Origin of the sequence: Neisseria polysaccharea, from assembly GCF_963392925.1 — a bacterium.
GTDB classification, from domain to species: Bacteria; Pseudomonadota; Gammaproteobacteria; order Burkholderiales; family Neisseriaceae; genus Neisseria; species Neisseria polysaccharea.
The window spans coordinates 1-14,051 of sequence record NZ_CAUJNZ010000024.1; the positions used below are offsets into that span (position 1 = coordinate 1).

The 14,051-nt window shown below is 53.6% G+C and carries 11 protein-coding genes; 7 read left to right on the plus strand and 4 right to left on the minus strand.

What is annotated here, in order from left to right:
* Positions 1 to 110 precede the first annotated feature (110 nt).
* From fetA to RDY34_RS10265, 6 genes are all read left to right on the plus strand, one after another.
* Positions 111 to 2,255: a TonB-dependent siderophore receptor FetA/FrpB gene (gene fetA, locus RDY34_RS10240; RefSeq protein ID WP_308184571.1), complete on the plus strand. Its 2,145-nt coding sequence runs from the start codon at positions 111 to 113 to the stop codon at positions 2,253 to 2,255.
* A 150-nt stretch (positions 2,256 to 2,405) separates the two neighbouring features.
* Positions 2,406 to 3,371, plus strand: coding sequence for a siderophore ABC transporter substrate-binding protein (locus RDY34_RS10245; RefSeq protein ID WP_308184572.1), 966 nt, complete (start codon positions 2,406 to 2,408; stop codon positions 3,369 to 3,371).
* A gap of 162 nt (positions 3,372 to 3,533) precedes the next feature.
* Complete coding sequence (locus tag RDY34_RS10250; protein ID WP_308184573.1) at positions 3,534 to 4,502, plus strand: ABC transporter permease; 969 nt, start codon at positions 3,534 to 3,536, stop codon at positions 4,500 to 4,502.
* Positions 4,492 to 5,466, plus strand: a complete 975-nt coding sequence (locus tag RDY34_RS10255; RefSeq protein ID WP_308075402.1) for an iron chelate uptake ABC transporter family permease subunit — start codon at positions 4,492 to 4,494, stop codon at positions 5,464 to 5,466. Before RDY34_RS10250 ends, RDY34_RS10255 begins: the two co-directional genes overlap by 11 nt.
* A gap of 44 nt (positions 5,467 to 5,510) precedes the next feature.
* Positions 5,511 to 6,137: an FmdE family protein gene (locus RDY34_RS10260; RefSeq protein ID WP_308075403.1), complete on the plus strand. Its 627-nt coding sequence runs from the start codon at positions 5,511 to 5,513 to the stop codon at positions 6,135 to 6,137.
* 84 nt (positions 6,138 to 6,221) lie between these two features.
* The gene (locus RDY34_RS10265) at positions 6,222 to 6,980 is read left to right on the plus strand and encodes an iron ABC transporter ATP-binding protein (RefSeq protein WP_308075404.1); all 759 of its coding nucleotides are present in this window, start codon (positions 6,222 to 6,224) and stop codon (positions 6,978 to 6,980) included.
* Between the two features lie 32 nt (positions 6,981 to 7,012).
* On the opposite strand, the gene RDY34_RS10270 is transcribed toward RDY34_RS10265, so the two are convergent.
* The 3 genes from RDY34_RS10270 to RDY34_RS10280 form a co-directional block, all read right to left on the minus strand.
* A complete protein-coding gene (locus RDY34_RS10270) occupies positions 7,013 to 7,486 on the minus strand; it encodes a DUF2004 domain-containing protein (protein ID WP_118779301.1) in 474 nt (157 codons plus the stop codon).
* Positions 7,487 to 7,580: 94 nt separating this feature from the next.
* A complete protein-coding gene (locus RDY34_RS10275) occupies positions 7,581 to 7,919 on the minus strand; it encodes a P-II family nitrogen regulator (RefSeq protein WP_025456947.1) in 339 nt (112 codons plus the stop codon).
* 123 nt (positions 7,920 to 8,042) lie between these two features.
* Positions 8,043 to 8,378, minus strand: coding sequence for a hypothetical protein (locus RDY34_RS10280; RefSeq protein ID WP_003754652.1), 336 nt, complete (start codon positions 8,376 to 8,378; stop codon positions 8,043 to 8,045).
* 223 nt (positions 8,379 to 8,601) lie between these two features.
* Here RDY34_RS10280 and purL point away from each other — a divergent pair, with 223 nt between their 5' ends.
* A complete protein-coding gene (purL, locus tag RDY34_RS10285) occupies positions 8,602 to 12,582 on the plus strand; it encodes a phosphoribosylformylglycinamidine synthase (RefSeq protein ID WP_308075405.1) in 3,981 nt (1,326 codons plus the stop codon).
* Between the two features lie 71 nt (positions 12,583 to 12,653).
* On the opposite strand, the gene RDY34_RS10290 is transcribed toward purL, so the two are convergent.
* Positions 12,654 to 13,865 (minus strand): NADH:flavin oxidoreductase/NADH oxidase family protein, encoded by a 1,212-nt coding sequence (locus RDY34_RS10290; protein WP_308073740.1) that lies wholly within the window; start codon positions 13,863 to 13,865, stop codon positions 12,654 to 12,656.
* Positions 13,866 to 14,051: the final 186 nt, after the last annotated feature.

Below are 14,051 nucleotides of genomic sequence, written 5' to 3' on the forward strand. Positions count from 1 at the left end.
CCCCCCCCCCTGTTAATATAAATAAAAATAATTATTAATTATTTTTCTTATTCTGCCAAATCTTAACGGTTTGGATTTACTTCCCTTCATATACTCAAGAGGACGATTGAATGAATACCCCATTGTTCCGTCTCAGCCTGCTCTCGCTCACACTTGCGGCAGGTTTTGCCCACGCGGCAGGCAACGCCAATGTCGCATTGGATACCATTACCGTAAAAGGCGACCGCCAAGGCAGCAAAATCCGTACCAACATCGTTACGCTTCAACAAAAAGACGAAAGCACCGCAACCGATATGCGCGAACTCTTAAAAGAAGAGCCGTCCATCGATTTCGGCGGCGGTAACGGCACGTCCCAACACATGACCTTGCGCGGCATGGGTCAGAACTCTGTCGACATCAAGGTGGACAACGCCTATTCCGACAGCCAAATCCTTTACCACCAAGGCAGATTTATTGTCGATCCCGCTTTGGTTAAAGTCGTTTCCGTACAGAAAGGCGCAGGTTCCGCCTCTGCCGGTATCGGCGCGACCAACGGCGCGATTATCGCCAAAACCGTCGATGCCCAAGACCTGCTCAAAGGCTTGGATAAAAACTGGGGCGTGCGCCTCAACAGCGGCTTTGCCAGCAACGAAGGCGTAAGCTACGGCGCAAGCGTATTCGGAAAAGAAGGCAACTTCGACGGCTTGTTCTCTTACAGCCGCAACGATGAAAAAGATTACGAAGCCGGCAAAGGTTTCCGCAATGCCAACGGCGGCAAAACCGTACCGTACAGCGCGCTGGACAAACGCAGCTACCTCGCCAAAATCGGAACAACCTTCGGCGGCGACGACCACCGCATCGTGTTGAGCCATATGAAAGACCAACACCGGGGCATCCGCACTGTGCGTGAAGAATTTACCGTCGGCGGCGACGATTCACGGATAAATATTAAACGCCAAGCCCCTGCTTACCGCGAAACCACCCAATCCAACACCAATTTGGAGTACACGGGTAAAAACTTGGGCTTTGTCGAAAAACTGGATGCCAACGCCTATGTGTTGGAAAAGAAACGCTATTCCGCCGATGACAAAGACAGCGGTTACGCAGGCAATGTAGAAGGCCCCAACCATACCCGAATCACCACTCGGGGTATGAACTTCAACTTCGACAGCCGCCTTGCCGAACAAACCCTGTTGAAATACGGTATCAACTACCGCCATCAGGAAATCAAACCGCAAGCATTTTTGAATTCACAATTTAAAATTGAAGATAAAAAAGATGCAACTGATGAAGAGAAAAAGAAGAACCGTGACAATGAAAACATTGCCAAAGCCTACCGTCTGACCAACCCGACCAAAACCGATACCGGCGCGTATATCGAAGCCATTCACGAGATTGACGGCTTTACCCTGACCGGCGGGCTGCGTTACGACCGCTTCAAGGTGAAAACCCACGACGGCAAAACCGTTTCAAGCAGCAGCCTTAACCCGAGTTTCGGCGTGATTTGGCAGCCGCACGAACACTGGAGCTTCAGCGCGAGCCACAACTACGCCAGCCGCAGCCCGCGCCTGTATGACGCGCTGCAAACCCACGGTAAACGCGGCATTATCTCGATTGCCGACGGCACCAAAGCCGAACGCGCACGCAATACCGAAATCGGCTTCAACTACAACGACGGCACGTTTGCCGCCAACGGCAGCTACTTTTGGCAAACCATCAAAGACGCGCTTGCCAATCCGCAAAACCGCCACGACTCTGTCGCCGTCCGTGAAGCCGTCAATGCCGGTTACATCAAAAACCACGGTTACGAATTGGGCGCGTCCTACCGCACCGGCGGTCTGACTGCCAAAGTCGGCGTCAGCCACAGCAAACCGCGCTTTTACGGTTACGATACGCACAAAGACAAGCTGTTGAGCGCGAACCCTGAATTTGGCGCACAAGTCGGTCGCACTTGGACAGCCTCCCTTGCCTACCGCTTCAAAAACCCGAATCTGGAAATCGGCTGGCGCGGACGCTATGTTCAAAAAGCCGTGGGTTCGATATTGGCGGCAGGTCAAAAAGACCGCCAAGGCAACTTGGAAAACGTTGTACGCAAAGGTTTCGGTGTGAACGACATCTTCGCCAACTGGAAACCGCTGGGCAAAGACACGCTCAATGTCAATCTTTCGGTTAACAACGTGTTTAACAAGTTCTACTATCCGCACAGCCAACGCTGGACCAATACCCTGCCGGGTGTGGGCCGTGATGTCCGTTTGGGTGTGAACTACAAGTTCTAAAACGCATATCCCGAAAAAATGCCGTCTGAAAGCCTTTCAGGCGGCATCTGTCCTGATAATTTGATATAGGTTATCATTTATCCTTTCTAAAGCCGTTCCGGTTTGTCCGGCCGGCGGCTTTGCCCCAATATCCCCATTTTGGAGACACCTATGTTACGTTTGACTGCTTTAGCCGTATGCACCGTCCTCGCCTTGGGCGCGTGTTCGCCGCAAAATTCCGACTCTGCCCCACAAGCCAAAGAACAGGCAGTTTCCGCCGCACAATCCGAAAGCGCGTCCGTTACCGTCAAAACCGCGCGCGGCGATGTTCAAATACCGCAAAACCCCGAACGCATCGCCGTTTACGATTTGGGTATGCTCGACACCTTGAGCAAACTGGGCGTGAAAACCGGTTTGTCCGTCGATAAAAACCGCCTGCCGTATTTAGAGGAATATTTCAAAACGACCAAACCTGCCGGAACTTTGTTTGAGCCGGATTACGAAGCACTCAACGCTTACAAACCGCAGCTCATCATCATCGGCAGCCGCGCCGCCAAGGCGTTTGACAAATTGAACGAAATCGCGCCGACCATCGAAATGACCGCCGATACCGCCAATCTGAAAGAAAGTGCCAAAGAGCGCATCGACGCGCTGGCGCAAATCTTCGGCAAACAGGCGGAAGCGGACAAGCTGAAGGCGGAAATCGACGCGTCTTTTGAAGCCGCGAAAACTGCCGCGCAAGGCAAAGGCAAGGGTTTGGTGATTTTGGTCAACGGCGGTAAGATGTCGGCTTTCGGCCCTTCCTCACGTTTGGGCGGTTGGTTGCATAAAGACATCGGCGTTCCGGCCGTTGACGAAGCCATCAAAGAAGGCAGCCACGGTCAGCCTATCAGCTTTGAATACCTGAAAGAGAAAAATCCCGACTGGCTGTTCGTCCTTGACCGCAGCGCGGCCATCGGCGAAGAGGGTCAGGCGGCGAAAGACGTGTTGAATAATCCGCTGGTTGCCGAAACGACCGCTTGGAAAAAAGGACAGGTCGTTTACCTCGTTCCTGAAACTTATTTGGCGGCCGGTGGTGCGCAAGAGCTGCTGAATGCAAGCAAACAGGTTGCCGACGCTTTTAACGCGGCAAAATAATGAAACGGCGGCATTCGATGCCGTCTGAAACACGGATGCAAACCGCCTACCGTGTTTCAGACGGCATTGCCCGATATGGAGGCTTCAAACAAGGCTTTCCGCTCCGACGGTCGGGCTGCCTTGTTTGAATCTTCTACGCCTTAACGCTTTTCCCTTCTGTTTATGACTGCCAAACCTTTTTCCCTCAACCTGACCAACCTCCTGCTGCTGGCAGTGTTGTTTGCCGTCAGCCTGTCGGTCGGCGTTGCCGATTTCCGCTGGTCTGATGTGTTTTCGCTGTCGGACAGCACCGAACTGATGCTGGTCAGCCGCCTGCCGCGCACATTCGCCATCGTGCTGACGGGTGCATCGATGGCGGTGGCGGGGATGATTATGCAGATTCTGATGCGCAACCGTTTTGTCGAACCTTCTATGGCGGGCGCGGGTCAGAGTGCGGCTTTGGGTTTGCTTCTGATGTCCCTGCTGCTGCCTGCCGCGCCGCTGCCGGTCAAAATGTCGGTTGCCGCCGTTGCCGCGCTAATCGGAATGCTGGTGTTTATGATACTTATCCGCCGCCTGCCGCCGACGGCGCAATTAATGGTGCCGCTGGTGGGGATTATTTTCGGCGGCGTGGTTGAGGCGGTAGCGACGTTTGTCGCGTATGAGTTTGAGATGCTGCAAATGTTGGGCGTGTGGCAGCAGGGCGATTTTTCGAGCGTGCTGCTGGGGCGGTACGAGCTGCTTTGGATTACGGGCGGTTTGGCGGTGTTTGCCTATCTGATTGCCGACCGGCTGACGATTTTGGGGCTGGGCGAGACGGTCAGCGTGAATTTGGGTTTGAACCGGACGGCGGTGTTGTGGTCGGGTTTGATTATTGTGGCTTTGATTACGTCGCTGGTCATTGTAACGGTCGGCAATATTCCGTTTATCGGGCTGGTCGTGCCGAACATCATCAGCCGCCTGATAGGCGACAGGCTGCGCCAAAGCCTGCCTGCGGTGGCTTTGTTGGGCGCGTCTTTGGTTTTATTGTGCGACATTATCGGACGCGTGATTGTGTTTCCGTTTGAAATTCCGGTCTCTACGGTTTTTGGTGTGTTGGGTACGGCTTTGTTTTTGTGGCTTTTGTTAAGGAAACCTGCTCATGCCGTCTGAAAAAAATATCGGTTTTATGGCAGGAAGCAGCCGTCCGTTGTGGGTTGCCTTTGCGCTGTTGCTGGTTTCCTGCATCCTGTTTATGACGCTCAACGTCAAAGGCGATTGGGATTTTGTACTGCACCTGCGGCTGACCAAGCTTGCCGCGCTGCTGATGGTCGCCTATGCGGTCGGCGTGTCCACCCAGCTTTTCCAAACACTGACCAACAATCCGATTCTGACCCCTTCGATTTTGGGTTTCGATTCGCTGTATGTGTTTTTGCAGACCTTGCTGGTGTTTACGTTCGGCGGCGTGGGCTATGCTTCCCTGCCGTTGACGGGCAAATTCGGCTTTGAACTGGTTGTTATGATGGGCGGCTCGCTGCTATTGTTCTACACGCTCATCAAACAGGGCGGGCGCGATTTGCCGCGTATGATTTTAATCGGCGTGATTTTCGGGATTTTGTTCCGCAGCCTGTCATCGCTGCTTTCGCGCATGATCGACCCCGAAGAATTTACGGCGGCGCAGGCGAATATGTTTGCCGGATTCAATACCGTACACAGCGAACTTTTGGGCATAGGCGCGCTGATTCTGCTCATTAGCGCGGCGGTCGTTTGGCGTGAACGCTACCGCTTGGACGTACACCTTTTGGGGCGCGACCAAGCCATCAATTTGGGCATCAGCTACACGCGCAACACCTTATGGATACTGCTTTGGATTGCCGCATTGGTGGCGACGGCGACCGCCGTGGTCGGTCCGGTAAGCTTTTTCGGGCTTCTCGCCGCCTCGCTTGCCAACCACTTTTCCCCATCCGTGCGCCATTCCGTCCGCCTGCCGATGACGGTTTGTGTCGGCGGCATCCTCCTGGTCGGCGGACAGACCGTATTCGAACACTTCTTGGGCATGAAGGCGGTATTAAGCGTGGTGGTCGAATTTGCGGGCGGACTCGTTTTCCTCTATCTCGTTTTAAAACACAAAAAATGACGGATGCCGTCTGAACGGCAGCCCGCCTCGAAAGGACAAACCATATGACGCAAGAACGTTTCCCATCATTCTTCAACCAAGCCCCGACCATCACCGTCAGGGACGCGCTTGCCGCATTCCTCGGCGCGGCCGAAAACGGCATCCTCACTTACCGCTACGCCGATGCCGTGCGCCTGTGCGGACATTCCTGCCCGACCGTCGCGGGCGCGTACCTGATGGTTATCAAAGGTCTGAAAGCCCTTTACGGAGAAGAGCTGCCCGAACGCGGCGGCATCGAAGCCGCCATGCAGGGAGCGCGCGACGAAGGCACGGTCGGCGTTACCTCGTCCGTCGTCCAACTCCTCACCGGCGCAGCCCCCGAAACCGGCTTCGGAGGCATCGGAATACAGGGACGCTTCGCCCGCCGCAACCTCTTATCCTTTGGTGCAGGCGAAATCAACGGCACACTGACCCTGCGCCGCAAAGACAACGGCAAAACCGTCGCCGTCAGCCTCAACGCCGCCCTGCAACCCTTTGCACCCGAAATGCGCGAACTTATGCCCAAAGCCGTCGGCGGCAGCGCAAGCGCAGAAGAACTCAAACAATTCGGCGAACTCTGGCAAGAACGCGTCCGCGCCTTCCTGATTGACCAAGCCGACCACCCCGAATTTGTTACCGTCAGCGAAATCTAACCACGCCATACAGGAATAAAATTCAGACGGCCTCATCATTTAAAGGCCGTCTGAAAATCCAATTCCCCATATTCGAATCCGCCTATGATTACCATCCGCAACGTCAGCTTCCACATCGGCACTTGCCCCATTCTGGACAACGTCAGCCTCGACATCCCTGAAGGCGGCATTACCGCGCTAATCGGCCCCAACGGCGCGGGCAAATCCACCCTGTTTTCCTTTATGGCGCGGCTGCGCCCGCTTGAAAGCGGCAGCATCGCCTATCGCGGCAAAAACCTTGCCGATACCCCCACCGCCGAACTCGCCCGCACGCTCTCCATCCTTACCCAAGAAAACAGCATCATGAGCCGCATTACCGTGCGCGACCTGTTGATGTTCGGCCGCTATCCCTACCACCAAGGCAGGCCGTCTGAAAACGACAAAACCATCGTCGAAGAAGCGCTTGCCGAGTTCCACCTGCAAGACTTCGCCGACCGCTACCTGACCGAGCTTTCCGGCGGACAACGCCAACGCGCCATGATTGCCATGGTGTTCTGCCAGCGCACCGACTACGTTTTGCTGGACGAACCGCTGAACAACCTCGACATGTATCATGCCCGCTCCCTCATGCAAATCCTGCGCCGGCTGACCGACGAACACAAACGCACCACCGTCGTCGTATTGCACGACATCAACCAGGCCGCTGCCTACGCCGACCACGTCGTCGCCATGAAAAACGGCAAAGTCGCCCTGACCGGCACGCCCGAAGAAGTGTTCACCGTACACAACATCAAAGAACTGTTCGACATGGATGTGGACGTACTCGACTACGAAGGCAAAAAACTCATCGTCCACCACATCTGAAGCTCAAAAAGAAAATGCCGTCTGAAAAGGGGCTAACTTTCCCAGTCGATGCCGCATATGCCGCCGTCGGCGAACAGTTTGACGGCCAGTATTTCGTCGCTTTTTTCTCGGTCTATCATGTAGTCCATCACAATCGAGTCGCAGTTTGGCAGCTCCTCCGTCCATAAAGAGATGCTCTCCAAACGCATGGCGCGGGCAAATTCTTCGGGGTTGTCGGGGTAGTCCGCATCTTCTATTTCAGTGATGTGGAAATTCAAATATTCGCCGTCTTCGGTTAAATATTCGGCAATGGCGGCTCGGGCCATTTTGTCCGCTTCTTCCAAACGCGCTAAAAACGCGGCGAATGCGTCTAATTTTTCGGCAGTCAGTTCATCGTCGCCGCCAGTCCATAAACAGACTTCGACGGTATCGCCGTTGACAGGCAGCTCGCGTTCCCAGCAAACGTCCGGTCCGTTTTCCGGGCTTCCTGCCGATAAGGTTTCAAAATAAGGATGTGAAACAGGCATAATTGGTTTTCCTTGAATTATTGGCAGGGTGGTGTTTTCCTGCCGTCTGAAAAGGGGTATTCCGCGTTTCAGACGGCATTTCCATTCCAAACGCTCAAACCGCCGCGTCCGAACGTTCGCCCGTACGGATACGGATTGCCTCCTCGACCGGCAGCACAAAAATCTTGCCGTCGCCGATTTTGCCCGAACGCGCCACCTCGACAATCACGTCAATCGCGCGTTCCACAGCGTCATCCGCCAACACCAGCTCGATTTTGACCTTGGGCAGGAAATCGACGGCGTATTCCGCGCCCCGGTAAATCTCCGTATGCCCCTTCTGCCTTCCAAACCCTTTAACCTCGCTGACGGTCATGCCCGTAATGCCGATTTCCGTCAACGCCTCACGCACGTCGTCGAGTTTGAACGGTTTGATGATGGCTTCGATTTTTTTCATAATTGTTCCTTTAGGATTCCATATTTGCATCTACGGAAATTCTTGAGTCGACATCCTGCGGGGATTACTGTCCGATAAAACAATGTGTTTGACATGCAAAACATACATATCAATGCCTCGTTGCTAAAATTGTTCGATTATGAACATTACAAAAAAAACAGCAGCCAAAAAGACGAAAATCCATGTCCAATACCGGTTGCGCAGAAAAAACAGGCTTGAGTTGTCTCTCACGCCGATTATTTCTCCTGTTTCATTGTCAGTATAGGTTTTTACTTTATCGGAAATAAACCACTTACTAAAGAAGTAGTTGCAAAGTGCAGCAATACAAAGGCTTAACATAAAAACGAAATTTGAGGAAATTGCATCTTTCAACCAATCTCCCAAGGCAAAACCACAGATAACTCCGATAATCAGAGACAAAACAACCAAAAGCCCCTTCCCACTCCAAACAATAAACATTGCATAACTCCTTCTTAGCTTGTCCAAACAATTTCAAAAGCGGACGTGATTTTACTATATTTCAGAATATAAATTACATTTCTCAGAACGCGACTGACATGACAAAGGTTTTTACATTGATTGTATTTGTAAAATTGTAAACATTTTTTCGCTTACACGCGCTAACGAAACCGTCCTTTTCGCGTATAATGACATTTTCCCAACCGCATTTGTGAGCTGAATCATGTCTGTCGTTTTGCCCTTGCGCGGCGTTACCGCCCTTTCCGATTTCCGTGTTGAAAAACTCTTGCAAAAAGCAGCCGCACTCGGTCTGCCCAAAGTCAAATTAAGCAGCGAATTTTGGTATTTCGTCGGCAGCGAGAAAGCATTGGATGCCGCGACTGTCGAAAAACTGCAAGCCTTGTTGGCGGCGCAAAGCGTTAAAGAAACGCCCGAAGCGCGCGAAGGCTTGCATTTATTTTTGGTAACGCCCCGTTTGGGCACGATTTCGCCTTGGGCTTCCAAGGCAACCAATATCGCGGAAAACTGCGGTTTGGCAGGCATCGAACGCATCGAGCGCGGCATGGCGGTGTGGCTGGAAGGTGCGCTTACCGATGAACAGAAACGGCAATGGGCGGCGTTGCTGCACGACCGCATGACCGAATCCGTGCTGCCCGATTTTCAGACGGCATCCAAATTATTCCACCATCTCGAATCCGAAACTTTCTCCACCGTCGATGTTTTGGGCGGCGGTAAAGAGGCTTTGGTCAAAGCCAATACCGAAATGGGTTTGGCACTCTCCGCCGACGAAATCGATTATCTGGTTGAAAACTATCAGGCTTTGCAGCGCAATCCGTCCGATGTGGAACTGATGATGTTCGCGCAGGCAAACAGCGAACACTGCCGCCACAAAATCTTCAACGCCGACTTCATCCTCAACGGCGAAAAACAACCGAAATCCCTGTTCGGCATGATACGCGACACGCACAACGCGCATCCCGAAGGTACGGTCGTTGCTTATAAAGACAATTCGTCCGTGATCGAAGGCGCGAAAATCGAGCGTTTCTATCCGAATGCGGCGGAAAACCAAGGCTACCGTTTCCACGAAGAAGACACGCATATCATCATGAAAGTGGAAACGCACAACCACCCGACCGCCATCGCGCCGTTTGCGGGTGCGGCGACGGGTGCGGGCGGCGAAATCCGCGACGAAGGCGCGACGGGCAAAGGTTCGCGCCCGAAAGCAGGCTTGACCGGCTTTACCGTGTCCAACCTCAACATCCCCGACCTCAAACAGCCGTGGGAACAAGACTACGGCAAGCCAGAACACATTTCCTCGCCGCTGGACATCATGATTGAAGGCCCCATCGGCGGCGCGGCGTTCAACAACGAATTCGGCCGCCCGAACCTCTTGGGCTACTTCCGTACCTTTGAAGAGAAGTTTGACGGTCAGGTTCGCGGCTATCACAAACCGATTATGATTGCGGGCGGCTTGGGCAGCATTCAGGCGCAGCAGACGCATAAAGACGAAATCCCCGAAGGCGCGTTGCTGATTCAACTGGGCGGTCCGGGTATGCTTATCGGCTTGGGCGGCGGCGCGGCTTCTTCGATGAATACCGGTACAAATGACGCGTCTTTGGACTTCAACTCCGTGCAACGCGGCAACCCCGAAATCGAACGCCGCGCTCAAGAAGTCATCGACCGCTGCTGGCAGCTCGGCGACAAAAACCCGATTATCTCCATCCACGACGTCGGCGCGGGCGGTCTGTCCAACGCCTTCCCCGAACTGGTCAACGATGCCGGACGCGGCGCGGTATTCGAGCTGCGCGAAGTGCCGCTGGAAGAACACGGTTTAACGCCTTTGCAAATCTGGTGCAACGAATCGCAAGAGCGTTATGTCTTGTCGATTTTGGAAAAAGATTTGGATGCCTTCCGCGCCATCTGCGAACGCGAACGCTGCCCGTTTGCCGTGGTCGGCACGGCGACCGGCGACGGCCATTTGAAAGTTCGCGACGACTTGTTCTCCAACAACCCTGTCGATTTACCGCTGAATGTCTTGCTCGGCAAACCGCCTAAAACCACGCGTACCGACAAAACGGTTACGCCGTATGCGACCGAAGGGAATCCCTTTGGGAAAAAACCATTTAATGCGGGCAATATCGACATCACCGAAGCCGCCTACCGCGTTTTGCGCCTGCCTGCCGTAGCCGCCAAAAATTTCCTGATTACTATCGGCGACCGCAGCGTCGGCGGTTTGACACACCGCGATCAAATGGTCGGCAAATACCAAACCCCGGTAGCCGACTGCGCCGTGACCATGATGGGCTTCAACACCTATCGCGGCGAAGCGATGTCTATGGGCGAAAAACCGACCGTCGCCCTGTTTGACGCGCCTGCCTCGGGCAGAATGTGCGTCGGCGAGGCCATCACCAACATCGCGGCGGTCAACATCGGCGACATCGGCAACATCAAGCTTTCCGCCAACTGGATGGCGGCGTGCGGCAACGAAGGCGAAGACGAAAAACTCTACCGCACCGTCGAAGCCGTCTCCAAAGCCTGTCAGGCATTGGATTTGAGCATCCCCGTGGGCAAAGACAGCTTGTCGATGAAAACCGTATGGCAGGACGGCGAAGAGAAAAAATCCGTCGTTTCGCCGTTGAGCCTGATTATCTCCGCGTTCGCGCCGGTTCAAGACGTACGCAAAACCGTTACGCCTGAATTGAAAAACGTCGGAGACAGCGTATTGCTATTTGTCGATTTGGGCTTCGGCAAAGCGCGTATGGGCGGCTCCGCGTTCGGTCAGGTGTACAACAATATGACCGGCGATGCGCCCGATTTGGACGATACAGGCCGTCTGAAAGCGTTTTACAACGTGATTCAGCAGCTTGTCGCCGAAGACAAACTTTTGGCATACCATGACCGCAGCGACGGCGGCTTGTTTGCGACGCTGGCGGAGATGGCGTTTGCGGGGCGGTGCGGTATCAGTGCCGATATAGATTGCCTGATGGATAAATTCCTGCCGATTCATCACCCGGATTTCCAAGGTGATCCAGCCGAAGGCTTATCTGACGAACTTTATAATCATGCCGCCATTAAAATTTTATTCAATGAAGAATTAGGTGCGGTTATTCAAATCCGCCAACAAGATAGGGATTATGTTGATGCGGCATTTAAAGCAGCTAACTTAATCGATGCAGTAAGCTGGATTGGCTCTCCTGATTTTGACAATGAATCTGTTTCTTTCTTTGGTTACGGTTATTTCCTAGAACAAACCCGCGCCGACCTGCAACGCGCATGGCAGGAAACTTCTCACGCCATCCAACGCCTGCGCGACAACCCCACCTGCGCCGACAGCGAGTTTGCCCTGATTGGCGAAAACGACCGCAGCGCATTGTTTGCCGACGTGAAATTTGACGTGAACGAAGACATCGCCGCGCCGTTTGTCAACAGCGGCGCGAAACCCAAAATCGCTATCCTGCGCGAACAGGGCGTGAACGGGCAAATCGAAATGGCCGCCGCGTTCACCCGCGCCGGATTCGATGCCTACGACGTGCATATGTCCGACCTGATGGCAGGCCGCGTCCACCTTGCCGACTTCAAAATGCTGGCGGCGTGCGGCGGCTTCAGCTACGGCGACGTACTCGGTGCAGGCGAAGGCTGGGCGAAATCGATTCTGTTCCACACTGCTCTGCGCGACCAATTCGCCGCCTTCTTTGCCGATCCGAACACACTGACATTGGGCGTGTGCAACGGCTGTCAAATGGTCAGCAACCTTGCCGAGATTATCCCAGGCACGGCAGGCTGGCCGAAGTTCAAACGCAACTTGAGCGAACAGTTTGAAGCGCGCCTGAGCATGGTTCATGTTCCGAAATCCGCATCGCTGATTCTGAACGAAATGCAAGGCTCCAGCCTGCCCGTCGTGGTCAGCCACGGCGAAGGCCGCGCCGACTTCGCGCTTCACGGCGGCAACATTTCTGCCGATTTGGGCATTGCGTTGCAATATGTGGACAGTCAAAACCAAGTGACCCAAACCTACCCGCTCAACCCCAACGGCTCGCCGCAAGGCATCGCCGGTGTGACCAACGCCGACGGCCGCGTGACCATCATGATGCCCCACCCCGAACGCGTGTACCGCGCCGCGCAAATGAGCTGGAAACCGGAAGGCTGGACGGAACTGTCCGGCTGGTACCGCCTCTTTGCCGGCGCACGTAAAGCCTTGGACTAAACCGTCTGCCCAAACAAATGCCGTCTGAAAAAAGGTTTTGAAACCCGTTTCAGACGGCATTTTGACCATTCTCAAGCCCTGCCGGTACTCAATCCCGCTTTGCCGTTTTCCCACAAGGTTTTCAGCAATACTTTCCACGCCGACAATTTGGGATTGGGCTGTTTGCCTTGTCCGATCAAGTCCATTTGCGTCATATACCAGTTCATTTCCAGCATCGCTCCTGCTTTTTTATCAACAAATGCCACGCCTGTTTGGATGCGGTCGGTTTGCACGGTTTGGTAGGTGCCGTTTTGCATTTTTTTTGCCAAATCAGGGACTAAGGCAAACGGACGGGCGACGCCGACTAAATCCAAATGGTCGCTGGATAAGGCGTCTTCCATGGCGTTTTGCGAACGGAAGCCGCCGGTGATAATCAGCGGAACTTGGCTGACTGCACGGGCTTTTTCGGCGTAATCGATGAAGAAGGCTTCGCGTTTGCGGATGCTGTCTTTGGCGGCGAGCATTTGCGGGCTTTCGTAGTTGCCTCCGGAAACTTCAATAAAATCAATGCCCATTTCCGACAGTTTTTGTACCACCTGTACCGATTCGCTTTCGTCAAAACCGCCTTTTTGGAAGTCCGCCGAATTGAGTTTTACACCCACTAAGAAATCTTTGCCCACGGCGGCGCGGATAGCAGTGTAGATTTCCAAAAGGAAGCGCATACGGTTTTCCAAACTGCCGCCCCATTGGTCTTGACGGCGGTTGTGGTGCGGCGAGAGGAATTGACTGATGAGATAGCCGTGCGCGGCGTGAATTTGTACGCCTGAAAAGCCTGCCTGTTCGGCAATTTTCGCGGTTTGCATGAATTGCTGAATCAGCCCGTTGATTTCATCGGCAGTCAATTCGCGCGGCGGATTGATAAAGCCGTCCATGCCCACCAGCGGCACGGCGCTCGGCGCAAGCGGCGTTTTATTGACCACCGCAGGCGACTGTTTGCCCGCATGGTTGATTTGCATGATGAGCAGCGTGTCGTTTTGCGTACCGGCTTTCGCCCATTTTTTCAGCATCTCAAGGCTGCGGCCGTCTGAAATCACCACATCATTTATCGAACCTTTGCCGCTTTCGGCGACCATCACATTGCCCGTAACCAACATACCTGCACCGCCTTTTGCCCAAGTGTCGTACAGGCGAACAAGTTTTTCAGACGGCTGGTCGTTTTGGGCAAGTTGCTCTTCCATGGCGGATTTGAAGATACGGTTTTTGGCGGTTTTGCCGTTTGGAAAAGTGAATGGCGTGAATAACATAATCGTTCCTTTAAGTTGATAAGTTTAAAAATGTAAACGTATTTGGGTAAAAATAAAGGGTTAACAGATAACCCTTATATATTGCGCTTCAGTTAAGGGAGTGTAAAACCTGAATCAAACCCCTTGACAAATTCGATTAACCGATATTTGAGAGGGGTCTAAAATGTCATTCCAGCAGGAACTTCA

Bases quoted from the DNA above. Each gene is read 5' to 3' on its own strand.
- fetA (WP_308184571.1), top strand. From the start codon at position 111: ATGAATACCCCATTGTTCCGTCTCAGCCTGCTCTCGCTCACACTTGCG.
- RDY34_RS10245 (WP_308184572.1), top strand. From the start codon at position 2,406: ATGTTACGTTTGACTGCTTTAGCCGTATGCACCGTCCTCGCCTTGGGC.
- RDY34_RS10250 (WP_308184573.1), top strand. From the start codon at position 3,534: ATGACTGCCAAACCTTTTTCCCTCAACCTGACCAACCTCCTGCTGCTG.
- RDY34_RS10255 (WP_308075402.1), top strand. From the start codon at position 4,492: ATGCCGTCTGAAAAAAATATCGGTTTTATGGCAGGAAGCAGCCGTCCG.
- RDY34_RS10260 (WP_308075403.1), top strand. From the start codon at position 5,511: ATGACGCAAGAACGTTTCCCATCATTCTTCAACCAAGCCCCGACCATC.
- RDY34_RS10265 (WP_308075404.1), top strand. From the start codon at position 6,222: ATGATTACCATCCGCAACGTCAGCTTCCACATCGGCACTTGCCCCATT.
- RDY34_RS10270 (WP_118779301.1), bottom strand. From the start codon at position 7,486: ATGCCTGTTTCACATCCTTATTTTGAAACCTTATCGGCAGGAAGCCCG.
- RDY34_RS10275 (WP_025456947.1), bottom strand. From the start codon at position 7,919: ATGAAAAAAATCGAAGCCATCATCAAACCGTTCAAACTCGACGACGTG.
- RDY34_RS10280 (WP_003754652.1), bottom strand. From the start codon at position 8,378: ATGTTTATTGTTTGGAGTGGGAAGGGGCTTTTGGTTGTTTTGTCTCTG.
- purL (WP_308075405.1), top strand. From the start codon at position 8,602: ATGTCTGTCGTTTTGCCCTTGCGCGGCGTTACCGCCCTTTCCGATTTC.
- RDY34_RS10290 (WP_308073740.1), bottom strand. From the start codon at position 13,865: ATGTTATTCACGCCATTCACTTTTCCAAACGGCAAAACCGCCAAAAAC.